The sequence below is a fragment of the Streptomyces milbemycinicus genome (assembly GCF_002154605.1).
Classification (GTDB): domain Bacteria; phylum Actinomycetota; class Actinomycetes; order Streptomycetales; family Streptomycetaceae; genus Streptomyces; species Streptomyces milbemycinicus.
The window spans coordinates 1-13,486 of record NZ_MUNE01000736.1; the positions used below are offsets into that span (position 1 = coordinate 1).

Here is a 13,486-nt window from a genome sequence, read left to right on the forward strand (position 1 = left end):
GCCGGATGTGGTGGTCGCGGACGTACGGATGCCGCCGACCCACACCGACGAGGGGGTGCGGGCGGCGGTCCGGCTGCGCCGCGACCACCCCGGACTGGGTGTGCTGGTGCTGTCGCAGTACGTGGAGGAGCAGTACGCCACAGAGCTGCTTGCGGGCAACAGCCGCGGCGTCGGCTATCTGCTCAAGGACCGGGTGGCCGACGTCCGGGAGTTCGTGGACGCGGTGGTGCGGGTGGCCCGGGGCGGCACGGCGCTGGACCCGGAGGTTGTGGCGCAGCTGCTGGGGCGCAGCCGCAAGCAGGACGTACTGGCCGGGCTCACCCCGCGTGAGCGGGAGGTCCTCGGTCTGATGGCCGAGGGCCGTACGAACTCGGCGATCGCCAAGCAGTTGGTGGTGAGCGACGGCGCGGTCGAGAAGCACGTCAGCAACATCTTCCTCAAGCTCGGCCTGTCGCCGAGCGAGGGGGATCACCGCCGGGTGCTCGCGGTGCTGACGTATCTCGACTCGTGAGACGGCGCGGGATGTAAGACGGGCATGGGGTGTCCAGGCCAGGCTGGTCCGGTCCGGCCGGTCCGGCCCGGCCGGTCAATTGGCAGTCGTACATCCGTCGTACGTCCAAGGACCGAAAGGGGAGTATCGCTCGACATGAGTACGGGGGCGCATGCAGAGCATGGCAATTCACCGCATAAAGGGGCATCGTCAGGGCGTCCATTATGCGATCCGGTCAGGGAAGGCGACCCTTACCGACGTACGATGGCGATGGGACAACCGGTCGGCACCGATGTCCACGAGCGCCGCCTCAAGGGAGGTCCGAATCAGTGACCAGCCAGGTCAGTAGCCCGGCCGAGCAGGCCGAACCAGCCGATCAGCAGGACGGGCAGACGCTCGTCGGGGGACAGCGAGCGTCGGACGGCGGCAAAGAGGTCCGTCGTCTGGACCGGGTGATCATCCGGTTCGCTGGCGACTCGGGCGACGGTATGCAGCTCACGGGTGACCGGTTCACCTCGGAGACGGCGTCATTCGGCAATGACCTGTCCACGCTGCCGAACTTCCCGGCCGAGATCCGGGCCCCTGCCGGCACCCTCCCCGGCGTGTCGAGCTTCCAGCTGCACTTCGCCGATCACGACATCCTCACTCCCGGCGACGCGCCGAATGTGCTGGTGGCGATGAACCCGGCCGCACTGAAGGCCAATCTGGGCGATGTGCCGCGCGGCGCGGAGATCATCGTCAACACCGATGAGTTCACCAAGCGCCCGATGGCGAGGGTCGGCTACGACCAGAGCCCGCTCGAGGACGGTTCGCTGGACGGGTACAACGTCCACCCCGTGCCGCTGACGACGCTGACCGTCGAGGCGCTCAAGGAGTTCGGGCTGTCCCGCAAGGAGGCGGAGCGCAGCAAGAACATGTTCGCGCTCGGTCTGCTGTCGTGGATGTACCACCGCCCGACCGAGGGCACCGAGAAGTTCCTGCGCCAGAAGTTCGCCAAGAAGCCGCAGATCGCCGAGGCCAACGTGGCCGCCTTCCGGGCCGGCTGGAACTTCGGCGAGACGACGGAGGACTTCGCGGTCTCCTACGAGGTGGCGCCCGCCTCCTCCGCGTTCCCCCCGGGGACATACCGCAACATCTCCGGCAATCTGGCGCTGTCGTACGGGCTGATCGCGGCCTCGCACCAGGCGGATCTGCCGCTGTTCCTGGGCTCGTACCCGATCACGCCCGCCTCGGACATCCTGCATGAGCTGTCCCGGCACAAGAACTTCGGCGTGCGCACCTTCCAGGCCGAGGACGAGATCGCGGGCATCGGCGCGGCGCTGGGCGCCGCCTTCGGCGGGGCGCTCGCGGTGACCACCACCTCCGGCCCCGGCGTGGCGCTCAAGTCGGAGACCATCGGGCTCGCGGTCAGCCTGGAACTGCCGCTGGTGGTGGTCGACATCCAGCGGGGCGGCCCGTCGACCGGTCTGCCCACCAAGACCGAACAGGCCGATCTGCTGCAGGCGATGTACGGGCGCAACGGCGAGGCCCCGGTGCCGATCGTGGCCCCCAAGACCCCGGCGGACTGCTTTGACGCGGCGCTGGACGCGGTGCGTATCGCGCTGACCTACCGCACCCCCGTCTTCCTGCTCTCCGACGGCTACCTCGCCAACGGGTCGGAGCCGTGGCGGGTGCCGGACCTCGAGGACCTGCCGGATCTGCGGGTCCGGTTCGCCAGCGGCCCCAACCACACCCTGGCGGACGGCACCGAGGTCTTCTGGCCGTACAAGCGCGACCCCGAGACGCTCGCCCGCCCCTGGGCGGTGCCCGGCACCCCCGGCCTCGAGCACCGCATCGGCGGCATCGAGAAGCAGGACGGCACCGGCAACATCTCCTACGACCCGGCCAACCACGACCACATGGTGCGCACCCGGCAGGCCAAGGTCGACGGCGTCGAGGTACCGGACATCACGGTGGACGACCCCACCGGCGACGCCCGCACGCTGGTGCTGGGCTGGGGTTCGACCTATGGGCCGATCACCGCCGCCGTGCGCCGGGTCCGCGCTGCCGGAGATGCCATCGCCCAGGCCCATCTGCGCCATCTCAACCCCTTCCCGGGGAACCTCGGCGCGGTCCTGGCCCGCTACGACAAGGTGGTCGTGCCCGAGATGAACCTCGGTCAGCTCGCCACCCTGCTCCGCGCCAAGTACCTGGTCGACACCCGCTCCTTCACCCAGGTGCGGGGGCTGCCATTCAAGGCCGAGCAGCTTGCGACGGCCCTTAAGGAGGCCATCGATGACTGAGACGATCGCGGAAGGGCTCTCCTCCGTCGACGCGCTTTCACTGGTGCCGAAGGCCGGCGCCAAGCAGACCATGAAGGACTTCAAGTCCGACCAGGAAGTGCGCTGGTGCCCCGGCTGCGGTGACTACGCGGTCCTCGCCGCCGTCCAGGGCTTCATGCCCGAACTCGGCCTGGCGAAGGAGAACATCGTCTTCGTCTCCGGCATCGGCTGCTCCTCCCGCTTCCCGTACTACATGAACACGTACGGGATGCACTCGATCCACGGCCGTGCCCCCGCCATCGCCACGGGCCTGGCCGCCTCGCGCCGCGATCTGTCGGTGTGGGTGGTCACCGGTGACGGCGACGCGCTGTCCATCGGCGGCAACCACCTGATCCATGCGCTGCGCCGCAACGTCAACTTGAAGATCCTGCTGTTCAACAACCGGATCTACGGCCTCACCAAGGGCCAGTACAGCCCGACTTCCGAGGTCGGCAAGATCACCAAGTCCACGCCGATGGGCTCGCTCGACGCGCCCTTCAACCCCCTCTCGCTCGCGCTGGGCGCCGAGGCCGGGTTCGTCGCCCGCACCGTGGACTCCGACCGCAAGCACCTCACCCAGGTGCTGCGGGAGGCGGCCGCCCACCCGGGCACCGCGCTGGTGGAGATCTACCAGAACTGCAACATCTTCAACGACGGCGCCTTCGAAGTCCTCAAGGACAGGGACCAGGCGCTGGAGGCCGTCATCCGCCTCGAGCACGGCAAGCCGATCCGCTTCGGCGCGCCGTTCAGCGAGGAGGACGGCGGCGACGGCCTCGGCTCCAAGGGCGTCGTCCGCGACCCGGCCACCGGCGACCTCAAGGTCATCGATGTGACCCGGGAGGGCACCGCGGGAGTACTGGTCCACGACGCGCACGCCGCCTCGCCGACCAATGCCTTCGCGCTGACCCGCCTCGCCGACCCCGACACCCTGCACCACACCCCCATCGGGGTGCTGCGCAATGTCGCCCGCCCGGTCTACGAGGCCCAGATGACCACCCAGCTCGAGGCCGCCGTGGAGCAGAAGGGCAAGGGCGACCTCGGCGCCCTGCTCGCCGGCCAAGACACCTGGACCGTCGTCGGCTGACCCGGCGGAGGGCCGCGCCCGCCCGTACACGGGAGGCGCGTACATACACGAAGTACACGGAGGGGCGCCTCCCAGCGGTAGCTGGGGGAGGGTGCCCGCCCGGAGCGTCTGACGGCGCCCTGGGCGGGCACCCGGTCCTATCGGACCTTGGCGGCTGGGGCCTTGGCGGCGTCGTACGCCTCCCTGGCGGCCAAGACCTCCGGGACCTTCTCGTTCGTCCACTGGGCCAGCGCCCACACCCGTCGGGCCGCCTCCTCGCCGAGCTCGGTCAGCGAGTAGTCCACATGCGGCGGAATGACGGGATACGCCTCGCGGTGCACAAAGCCGTCCCGCTCCAGGGTCTGAAGGGTCTGCGTCAGCATCTTCTCGCTGACACCACCGATCGCGCGCCGCACCTCGCTGAAGCGGTGCGTCCCATCCATCAGCACGCTGAGGACAAGGACGCCCCAGCGGCTGGTGACATGCTCCAGCACCAGTCGCGACGGGCACATGGCGCCCTCGGAACCACCTATCAGCACGCCCTGCATCTTCTCGGTGACCTTTTCACTAACCGGCATGCCCGTACCTTACTTCAAAGTGGGTACTTTCAAATGGTTAGCGTCAACACTAGGGTGGCTCACAGACCGATACCAAGAGGATGAAAGCGAGAAAACAGACATGAGCATCGTCGTCACCGGAGCCACCGGCCACCTCGGCCGCCTCGTCGTCGAGGGCCTGCTGGAGAAGGTCCCCGCGGACCAGATCGTGGCCGTGGTGCGGGACGCCGACAAGGCGGCCGACCTCGCGGCACGCGGCGTACAGCTGCGCATCGCCGACTACAACCGGCCGGAAACCCTCCAGGGCGCCTTCGCCGCCGGCGACAAGGTACTGCTGGTCTCCGGCAGCGAGGTCGGCCAGCGCGTTCCGCAGCACCAGGCCGTCATCGACGCCGCCAAGGAGGCCGGCGTCGCCCTGCTCGCGTACACCAGCGTCTTCGGCGGCCCCGCGGCCGACTTCACCCTGGCCGATGAACACAAGGTCACCGAGCAGGCCATCCAGGCCTCCGGCCTGCCGTACGTCCTGCTGCGCAACGGCTGGTACCACGAGAACTACACCGAGCAGCTGGCCCCCGTGCTGGAGCACGGCGCCGTCGTCAACAGCGCGGCCGGCGGCCGCGTCGCCTCCGCCTCGCGCGCCGACTATGCGGCCGCCGCCGTCGAGGTGCTGACCGGTGAGGGCCACGAGGGCAAGGCGTACGAGCTCAGCGGCGACACGGCCTGGAGCTTCGAGGAGTACGCAGCCGAGATCGCCGGACAGACCGGCAAGGAGATCGCGTACGGCCCCGTGCCGCCCGAGACCCACAAGACCATCCTGACCGGCGCCGGCCTTCCCGAGCCGCTGGCCGAGATCCTGGTGGACGTCGACGCCGCGATCTCCCGCGGCCGGCTGGCCGGCACACCCGGCGACCTCTCCCGCCTCATCGGCCGGCCGACCACCCCCATCGCGGACTCGATCGCGACGGCCCTCAAGGACTGAGCGCCGGGGCGGGGCACCCTTAATCCCCCAGCGGCGGCACAGCGGCCCGCTTGTCATGACCGTATGACGATACGTAAATGACAGGCGGGCCGCTTCGGCGCTACCTTCGACGGGTCGCCATGCCGCCGGGAGGACATGTGAAGCCGGAGAGCCAGTCTCAGCAGCGCAGCGGACTCGCCTACGGCTTCGCCGCCTACGGCATGTGGGGCTTGGTCCCCCTCTTCTGGCCGCTGCTGGAGCCCGCCGGGGCCGTCGAGATCCTGGCCCACCGCATGGTGTGGTCGCTGGTGGCCGTCGTCCTCGTACTGCTCGCGCTGCGCCGCTGGTCCTGGATACGTCCGCTGCTGCGGCAGCCCGCCCGGCTGGGGATGATCGCGATCGCGGCGGCCGTCATCTCCGTCAACTGGGGCCTGTACATCTGGGGCGTCAACAGCGGCCACGTCGTCGAGACCTCGCTCGGATACTTCATCAACCCCCTGGTCAGCATCGGCTTCGGCGTTCTGCTGCTGCACGAGCGGCTGCGGCCGGTGCAGTGGGTGGCGGTCGGCGTCGGCGTGGCCGCCGTGGCCGTGCTGTCGGTCGGCTACGGCTCACTGCCCTGGATCGCGCTCACCCTCGCCTTCTCCTTCGCCACCTACGGCCTGGCCAAGAAGCGGATCGGCCTGGGCGGACTGGAATCGCTCGCCGCCGAGACCGCGGTCCAGTTCCTGCCCGCGCTCGGTTTCGTGATCTTCCTGACCGCGCACGGGGACAGCACCTTCGGCAGCGGGGGCGCCGGGCACTCGGCGCTGCTGGTGAGCAGCGGGCTGATCACCGCGCTGCCGCTGATCTGCTTCGGAACGGCGGCCGTACGGCTGCCGCTGTCGACGATCGGGATGCTGCAGTACATCGCCCCGATCTTCCAGTTCGCGCTCGGCGTCGCCGTCTTCCACGAGTCCATGCCGCCCGAGCGGTGGGCGGGCTTCTCCCTCGTATGGCTCGCGCTGGCCCTGCTCACCTGGGACGCGCTGCGTACGGCCCGCCGGGCGCGGGCACAGCTGCGCGCGGCCTCGGAGCGGGCCGCCGCGGCGACGGCGCAGAACGGCGGCACGGCGGCCGAGGACCCGGTCCTCGGCTAGAGGACCTGCCGAGGACCTGCTGAGGATCTGTTGAAGCCCTGCTGAGGACCGGCAGGGGCGCGGCGGGCACGACCGTAAAAGCGCGCACGGGATCGATATGCGGCGGCCGGTGTCCGGTTTATGCCCTTGACGCGGCGTCAACCGGACCCGGAGCATCTGCCTTTGCGACACTCCGCACTCACGTGCCACAGCTACGCCGTGCCACCGCTTCAGCGCTCCCCGCCCCACCGGGTGCGTGCACCACACAGCGACACGTTCATTCCGTCCTGTCCTCGTTCGGAATTCGGAGCCCCCCATGTCGTCAACCGGAAGATCCTTGATACGCCGGGCCGCCACCGCCGCCACAGCGGCCGGTGCGCTCGTCGCGGCCCTGGCCACCGCGGCGCCCGCCGCGCCGCTGCCACCGGCCGGACCGACACCGGCCCCGGCGGCCGCGGCCGCGCTCGCAGCGCCCGACATCCCGGTCGCCAACGTCAAGGCCCACCTGAGCCAGCTGCAGTCCATAGCCACCGCCAACAGCGGCAACCGCGCCCATGGCCGCCCCGGTTACAAGGCCTCGCTCGACTACATCAAGGCCAAGCTCGACGCGGCCGGATTCACCACCACCGTGCAGCAGTTCACCTCCGGCGGTGCCACGGGCTACAACCTCATCGCCGACTGGCCCGGCGGCGACACCGACAACGTGGTGTTCGCGGGCTCCCATCTGGACTCCGTCACGGCCGGCCCCGGTATCAACGACAACGGCTCGGGCTCGGCGGGCATCCTGGAGACCGCGCTCGCTGTCTCCAGGGCGGGGCTGCAGCCCACAAAGCACCTCCGGTTCGGCTGGTGGGGCGCCGAGGAGCTGGGCATGGTGGGCTCCCGGTACTACGTGAACAGCCTGTCGACCGCGAATCGCGCGAAGATCGACTCGTATCTCAACTTCGACATGATCGGCTCGCCCAACCCGGGCTACTTCGTCTACGACGACGACGCGCGCCTCGAGTCCGTGTTCAAGGACTTCTTCGCGACCAAGGGCGTGCCCACCGAGATCGAGACGGAGGGCGACGGGCGCTCCGACCACGCGCCGTTCAAGAACGTGGGCGTGCCGGTGGGCGGGCTGTTCAGCGGCGCCGACTACACCAAGACCGCCGCCCAGGCCCAGAAGTGGGGCGGCACCTCCGGCCAGGCCTTCGACCGCTGCTACCACCGGTCCTGCGACACCTCGAGCAACATCAATGACACCGCGCTGGACCGCAACACCGACGCCATCGCGTACGCCATCTGGACCCTCAGCAGCTGACGGCGAGCCCAGCCGACGGCTGAGCGCTGAGCGGCGGTCGCGGGGTTTCGCCACCCGCGACCGCCGTCGTCGCCGTACGGCTCAGGCGGTGATGTCCTTCGCGGTGAATCGCGCCCAGGCGGCCGAACCGAACACCGCCACGTAAAGGGCCTGCAACTCAAAGTTCTTGGTGAGCTGGTCCCAGTAGACCGGGTCCCGGAGGACGTCCGCGAAGGACAGCCAGTAATGCGGGAACAGATACGGCTGGATCGCGTGCAGCTGCGGGATGGTGTCCAGGATCTGCACCGTTATCAGCAGCCCGACGGTCGCCGCCATGGCCGCGATCCCGCTGCTGGTGAGGGTCGAGATGAACAGGCCCACCGTCGCGACGCCGATGAGGGAGTACGCCACGACGCCCGCCACGGCCAGGGTCCTGAGCAGCCCGTCCGTGAACGAGACGGTGGTTCCCGAGATCAGCGTGACATCGCCGAGGGGGAAGAGCAGCGCCCCGGTCGCCAGTCCGGCCGCGGCCACCACACCCGTGGCGACCAGGCAGAAGGCCATCACAGTGGTGAACTTGGCGAGGAGAAGACGGGTCCGCCCGGCCGGTGCGACCAGGAGATAGCGCAGCGTGCCCGAGCCCGCCTCGCCCGCGATGGAGTCACCGGCGATCACGCCGATGGCCATCGGCAGGAAGACGGGCAGCGTCGCCGCCAGCGAGGCGAAGACCAGGAAGATGCCGTTGTTGGTGATCTGGGAGAAGAAGGCGGGGCCCTGGCCGTCTCCCCCGCGCCCCTCCCCGAACGAGCCGCCGTCGCTCGTCTCGATCTTCACCGCGATTCCGGTGAGGACCGGGATGGCCGCGAGCACGCCGAGCAGGGCGATGGTCCGCCAGCGGCGGAAGGTGGTGCCCAGCTCGCTGCGGAACAGGGCGAGCGTCCACAGCGGGCTCGGCCGCCGGGCCGGCGCCCCGGCAGCCCTTTTGACCTCAGCCTGCGACATCGAAGCCCTCCCCGGTCAGCGCGACAAACGCATCCTCGAGCGAGGCCCGCTCCGCTCCGAAGGCCCGGACCCGCACCCCGGCGCGTACGAGGGCGGCGTTGAGGTCCGCCAGGTCGAGCGGCGGAGCGCTCTCGCCGGAGGCGGAAGTGGGCGCGGCCGAGGGCAGCTCCCCTGTGACGCGCTCGTCCAGGACCACGATGTCCGTCACCCCGTGTTCCTTCAGGACGCGGACCGCGTCCGCGGGGTCCGGGGTGGTGACGGACAGCCGGCCGCGGCTGCCGGCCGCCAGCTCGGCGACGGTGCCCTGGACGATGAGCCTGCCCTGGGCCATGACCGCCGCATGAGTGCACACCTGTTCGATCTCATCGAGGAGGTGGGAGGAGAGAAAGACGGTGGTGCCGTCGTCGGCGAGCTCGCGCACCAGCGCGCGGATCTCCCGCATGCCCTGCGGGTCGAGGCCGTTCGTCGGCTCGTCGAGAACGAGGAGTTCCCGCGGCTGGAGGAGGGCCGCGGCCAGGCCCAGGCGCTGTTTCATGCCGAGGGAGTACGCGCGGGCCTTCTTACGCGCCGCGGCCGAGAGGCCCACCCGCTCCAGGGCGGCCGAGACCCGCGCGGCCCGGGTGCGGGGATCGGCGGTGGGGTCGGCGGCGTCGAAGCGGATCAGATTGTCCCGGCCGTTCAGGAAGGGGTACAGGGCGGGGCCCTCGATGAGGGCCCCGACCCTGGGCAGCACGCTGCGGGCGGCGCTCGGCATGGGCGCGCCGAGCACCCGGGCTCTTCCCGCCGTAGGCTCGATCAGGCCCATGAGCATGCGGATGGTCGTCGTCTTCCCCGAGCCGTTGGGCCCGAGGAAGCCGAAGACGCTGCCGCGCGGCACGGTCAGGTCGAGCCCGTCGACCGCGAGCTGTCCGCCTCGGTAGCGCTTGGTGAGCCCGCGGGTCTCCACCGCCGCACCCGTCGCGCCCACCGCGTCAGGCCTGGCACCGACCGCGTCAGGCCCGGCGCCCACCGCGTCAGGCCCGGCGCCCGTCACGTCATCGGCAAGCGTGTCGGGCCCGGCGCCCGTCCCGGCATCGGTCCCGGCGCTCGTCGGGGCGTCGGTCACCGCGCGGGCGGTCGGCGCCCCGGCCGTGTCCTCGGCGGACGGCTCCTCCACGGGCTCCCCCTTCGTCAAGCGGTCACTTGGCCGCGTCCGCGGCGTCGATCAGGGCGCTCTTGTCGACCGCGCCGACAAAGACCTTGCCGTCATCGGTGATCAAGGCGTTGACCAGGCGGGTGCTGAGCACCGTGCCCGAGCCGAAGTCCCCCTTGACCTTCTTGCCCAGGCCGCCCAGGAACTCGCTGGGCCCGCCCCCGCCGCTCGCGCTGGCGGGCAGGCCGCCGGGGAGGTCCAGCCGCGCCACCGAGTCCCAGCCCTTGCCGACCACATTCAACTTGGACAGCTCGCGCAGGCCCTGCTCCTCGCCCTTGGCCTTGGCCTTGTGCTCGGCGCGGCCCTCCTCCGTGACCTTGGCGCCCTTGGGCGGGGTGAAGCGGAAGCTGCTCGCCTTGGGCTTGCCGAAGTCCACCTCGGTGAAGGCCACATCGATCGCCGCCTTGCCACCGCTCTTGGGCTCCAGGGTGAACTTGAGCGGCACCCAGTTGTGCGCGTCCACGGCGATACGGATGGAGCCGACCGTTGAGTCGCTTTGCTTTGGACGGATCAGCAGCTGGTAGGCGTCCCGTCCGGCAACCCTCGCGGTGCCGTCGACCTTTACCTGCGTCGTGTCGTCCACGGCGGCGAGCGCCTTCTTGGCGGCCTCCCGCGGGGTGAGGTCGCTCAGGTCCCCGGGCGCCTCACGACGGTGGTCGCCCTTGGCGGCCTTCTCGGGGGACTTGGCGTGGTAAACGGAGTTGTCGGCGCTGTTGTACGCCCACACCTCGTCGCCGTTGTGGATGACGCTGTACTCGGCGGCCTTCTCGATGATCGAGACCCGCTGCCGCTCCGGTCCGTCGGCAGCCACCCGCAGGGTGTGGGAGCCGGACACGAGCTCGGCGAGCTTGGACTCCGGCGCGGCGTCGCCCTTCCCCTGCTGCCCGCCCGCGAGGTCGCCGAGCGAGACGCCTCCGGGCAGGGAGGGTATGCCCAGGTCGGTCGTGATCTTCACCGATCCGGACAGCTGCTCGGCGTCCGATGCGGCGATCTTGCTGATCAGCTCCTCTGCCGTGATCTTCGGCAGATCGGGGGACCCGGTGCTGGCGAGGGCCGGGACCAGCCCGATCGTCGCCGCCGCGATGCCGGCCACCGCCACCGGGGCGGCGTACCGGACGGCTTTATGGCGCCCTTTCGGTCGGTCCTCATCCCAGAAACCGTCGTCAGCGACCTGTGTCGGTCGGATCCGTGCCATATGTGCTCTACCTCCGTCGTCGGCGGCGGTTGTCAGCCTCGCACTCGTCCACCTCTCGGGCCATTGTCACCCGATACCGCCATGTGGTGGTCCTTCAATCCCACCAAATCGACCGTCTTGGCGCGTCAGCCGACAGGATCACCTCTGGGTACCCCTGAGGTAGGACCCGATGCGCCGCAGGTCTGAACCGAAGAAGCCGGAAGCCTGGGCCGAAACAGCGGAAGACGAGGGCCCGGACGGCAGCGGGGAAGACGGAGGCGGTCAGCCGGCCCGGTGGACCACCGCGTCGCACAGCCCCTCGAGCGCGGCCTTCGCCGCCCCCTCGGGCAGCGGCGCCAGCATCGCGCGGGCCTCCTCCGCATAGCGAAGCGTGTCCTGACGGGCCTGCTCAAGCGCCGGGTGGGCGCGCAGCCGCCGCAGCACCTCGCTGTGGAGCCCGTCGTCGCTGAGGTCTCCGGTCAGCAGCTCGCACAGCTCGCGGTCCTCGGCGGAGCCGGACGCCTCCGCCTGCGCCCGCAGATGGAGCACGGGGAGGGTGGCGATGCCCTCCCGCAGGTCGGTGCCGGGGGTCTTGCCCGACTCATGGCTGTCGCTGGCGATGTCCAGTACGTCGTCGGCCAACTGGAAGGCGATGCCCAGCCGCTCGCCGTACTGGGTGAGGATGCTGACGACAGACTCGTCGGCCCCCGACATCATCGCGCCGAACCGTCCGGAGACCGCGACCAGCGAGCCGGTCTTGCCCTGGAGCACATCCAGGTAGTGCTCGATCGGGTCCTGGCCGTCCCTCGGCCCCGCCGTCTCCAGGATCTGCCCCGTCACCAGCCGCTCGAACGCCTCGGCCTGGATCCGCACCGCCTCCGGGCCCAGATCGGCCAGGATGTGCGAGGCGCGGGCGAAGAGGAAGTCGCCGGTGAGCACCGCCACCGAGTTGCCCCAACGGGCGTTGGCGCTGGCCACACCGCGGCGGACGTCCGCCTCGTCCATGACGTCGTCGTGGTAGAGCGTCGCCAGGTGCGTCAGCTCGACCACGACGGCGGACGGCACCACCCCGGGCGCGTACGGGTCGCCGAACTGCGCGGCGAGCAGCACCAGCAGCGGCCGGAACCGCTTGCCGCCCGCCCGCATCAGATGCTGGGCCGCCCCGGTGATGAACGGCACGTCGCTCTTCGTGGCCTCCAGCAGGCCCTCTTCGACGGCTGTCAGCCCGGCCTGGGTATCGGCTTCCAGAGTCCGGTCCCGCACGCTCAGCCCGATGGGCCCGACGACGCTCACGGGGTACTCCTGTCTGCCTGCGGTCACACGCAATGTCGATGTGTCGCTGTCTCCACTAAAGGCAGCGTATCCGGTCGGCTGGCGATCACCATGGGCGCCTTCCCGCCTTGTGCGAGCTATCACTTCCGGCGCTCCGCCGACCGGCTCCCCACGACATTCTCCGCGCTCACCGGCAGATCAAACGTGTTCGGGTCCCCGATCATTCAGTGATCGACTCTGGGTCGATCACTGATCAACAGTCGGTCAATCCGTGATCGGCTGTGCCATCCGCCGCCGCACAGCTTCCTCGGGCGGATGGCCACACCGACCGTCACCCATGGGCCAGCGCCACCGCCTTCGCCAACCGGGGCGAGGCGTACTCCGTGCCGCAGACGAAGCGCATAACCGGCCCGAAGCTCGCCGCCGCGGGCAGCCCGGTGAAGTACAGGCCCGGTACGGAGGAGCCATAGCCCGCGTCCAGCCACGGCCCTCCGGCCCTGCTCACCACCTCGGCCCTCAGCTCCGGCCCGAGAAAGCCCAGCGCCGCCACATTCATCCGGTAACCGGTCGCGGCCATCACATGGTCCGCGGCCAGCTCACCGGCGCGCCCGCCGCCGCGCAGGGAGAGCGCCACGCGCCCGCCGCCCTCCACCTCCACCCGGGTGACCCGCTGCCCCTGTGTGACCTGCACCCGCCCCGCGAAGCGCTCCCGCAGCCACCAGGCACCCAGCGGCCCCAGCACCGTGCGGACCAGATACCGCCGAGCCGGCGCGGGCAGCCGCCTGAAGGCCGCGGCGTGGTACGAGAGCGCGTACAGCGACCAGGCCCGCCCGAAGGGCGACTCGGGGCGCAGCCGCGGCTGACGGTCCGGCGGCGCGCCGAACGCGACCGCGCGCCGCCCCCGCGCCACCACCCGCACCGCCGTGGCGCCCGCCTCCGCGAGCAGCACCGCGGACTCCAGCGCCGACTGCCCGGCCCCGACCACCACCACCTCACGCCCGGCGAACCGCCCCAGGTCGCGGTGTTGTGAGCTGTGCGAGACGGGCCCGGTGGGAGAGGGCCCGTCTCGCACAGCTCA

At 70.5% G+C, this 13,486-nt stretch carries 11 protein-coding genes and 1 pseudogene; 6 read left to right on the forward strand and 6 right to left on the reverse strand.

Annotation, left to right across the window (positions count from 1 at the left end):
* The 3 genes from CCN51_RS44385 to CCN51_RS44395 all read left to right on the forward strand — a co-directional run.
* A partial coding sequence (locus CCN51_RS44385) for a LuxR C-terminal-related transcriptional regulator (RefSeq protein WP_086860866.1) occupies nucleotides 1–511 on the forward strand: 511 nt, incomplete at its 5' end.
* Between the two features lie 308 nt (nucleotides 512–819).
* On the forward strand, nucleotides 820–2,772 hold the full coding sequence (locus tag CCN51_RS44390; RefSeq protein WP_014178709.1) for a 2-oxoacid:acceptor oxidoreductase subunit alpha: 1,953 nt from the start codon (nucleotides 820–822) through the stop codon (nucleotides 2,770–2,772).
* Nucleotides 2,765–3,874 carry a 2-oxoacid:ferredoxin oxidoreductase subunit beta gene (locus CCN51_RS44395; protein WP_014178708.1) on the forward strand — a complete coding sequence of 370 codons (1,110 nt, stop codon included), beginning with the start codon at nucleotides 2,765–2,767 and terminating at the stop codon, nucleotides 3,872–3,874. Before CCN51_RS44390 ends, CCN51_RS44395 begins: the two co-directional genes overlap by 8 nt.
* A 137-nt stretch (nucleotides 3,875–4,011) precedes the next feature.
* Here the strand turns inward: CCN51_RS44395 and CCN51_RS44400 are convergent, their stop codons facing one another.
* Nucleotides 4,012–4,401, reverse strand: a complete 390-nt coding sequence (locus CCN51_RS44400) for a winged helix-turn-helix transcriptional regulator (RefSeq protein WP_055414269.1) — start codon at nucleotides 4,399–4,401, stop codon at nucleotides 4,012–4,014.
* A 130-nt stretch (nucleotides 4,402–4,531) separates the two neighbouring features.
* On the opposite strand from CCN51_RS44400, the gene CCN51_RS44405 reads away from it, so the two are divergent.
* The 3 genes from CCN51_RS44405 to CCN51_RS44415 all read left to right on the forward strand — a co-directional run bounded on the left by CCN51_RS44405 (nucleotide 4,532) and on the right by CCN51_RS44415 (nucleotide 7,789).
* Nucleotides 4,532–5,389 (forward strand): SDR family oxidoreductase, encoded by an 858-nt coding sequence (locus tag CCN51_RS44405; protein ID WP_014178706.1) that lies wholly within the window; start codon nucleotides 4,532–4,534, stop codon nucleotides 5,387–5,389.
* Nucleotides 5,390–5,508: 119 nt separating this feature from the next.
* Nucleotides 5,509–6,507, forward strand: coding sequence for an EamA family transporter RarD (gene rarD / locus CCN51_RS44410; RefSeq protein WP_055413994.1), 999 nt, complete (start codon nucleotides 5,509–5,511; stop codon nucleotides 6,505–6,507).
* A gap of 295 nt (nucleotides 6,508–6,802) precedes the next feature.
* Entirely contained in the window at nucleotides 6,803–7,789 is a 987-nt protein-coding gene (locus CCN51_RS44415) for a M28 family metallopeptidase (protein WP_055413993.1), read from the forward strand.
* Nucleotides 7,790–7,870: 81 nt separating this feature from the next.
* Here the strand turns inward: CCN51_RS44415 and CCN51_RS44420 are convergent, their stop codons facing one another.
* From CCN51_RS44420 to CCN51_RS44440, 5 genes and pseudogenes are all read right to left on the reverse strand, one after another.
* Nucleotides 7,871–8,770 carry an ABC transporter permease gene (locus CCN51_RS44420; RefSeq protein ID WP_014178703.1) on the reverse strand — a complete coding sequence of 300 codons (900 nt, stop codon included), beginning with the start codon at nucleotides 8,768–8,770 and terminating at the stop codon, nucleotides 7,871–7,873.
* Complete coding sequence (locus CCN51_RS44425) at nucleotides 8,757–9,737, reverse strand: ABC transporter ATP-binding protein (protein WP_193383800.1); 981 nt, start codon at nucleotides 9,735–9,737, stop codon at nucleotides 8,757–8,759. The genes CCN51_RS44420 and CCN51_RS44425 overlap by 14 nt, the downstream gene beginning before the upstream one ends.
* A gap of 211 nt (nucleotides 9,738–9,948) precedes the next feature.
* Nucleotides 9,949–11,157 (reverse strand): LolA family protein, encoded by a 1,209-nt coding sequence (locus CCN51_RS44430; protein WP_014178701.1) that lies wholly within the window; start codon nucleotides 11,155–11,157, stop codon nucleotides 9,949–9,951.
* Nucleotides 11,158–11,418: 261 nt separating this feature from the next.
* Complete coding sequence (locus CCN51_RS44435) at nucleotides 11,419–12,429, reverse strand: polyprenyl synthetase family protein (protein WP_014178700.1); 1,011 nt, start codon at nucleotides 12,427–12,429, stop codon at nucleotides 11,419–11,421.
* Between the two features lie 310 nt (nucleotides 12,430–12,739).
* Nucleotides 12,740–13,486, reverse strand: a pseudogene (locus CCN51_RS44440) (NAD(P)/FAD-dependent oxidoreductase); the annotation flags it as partial.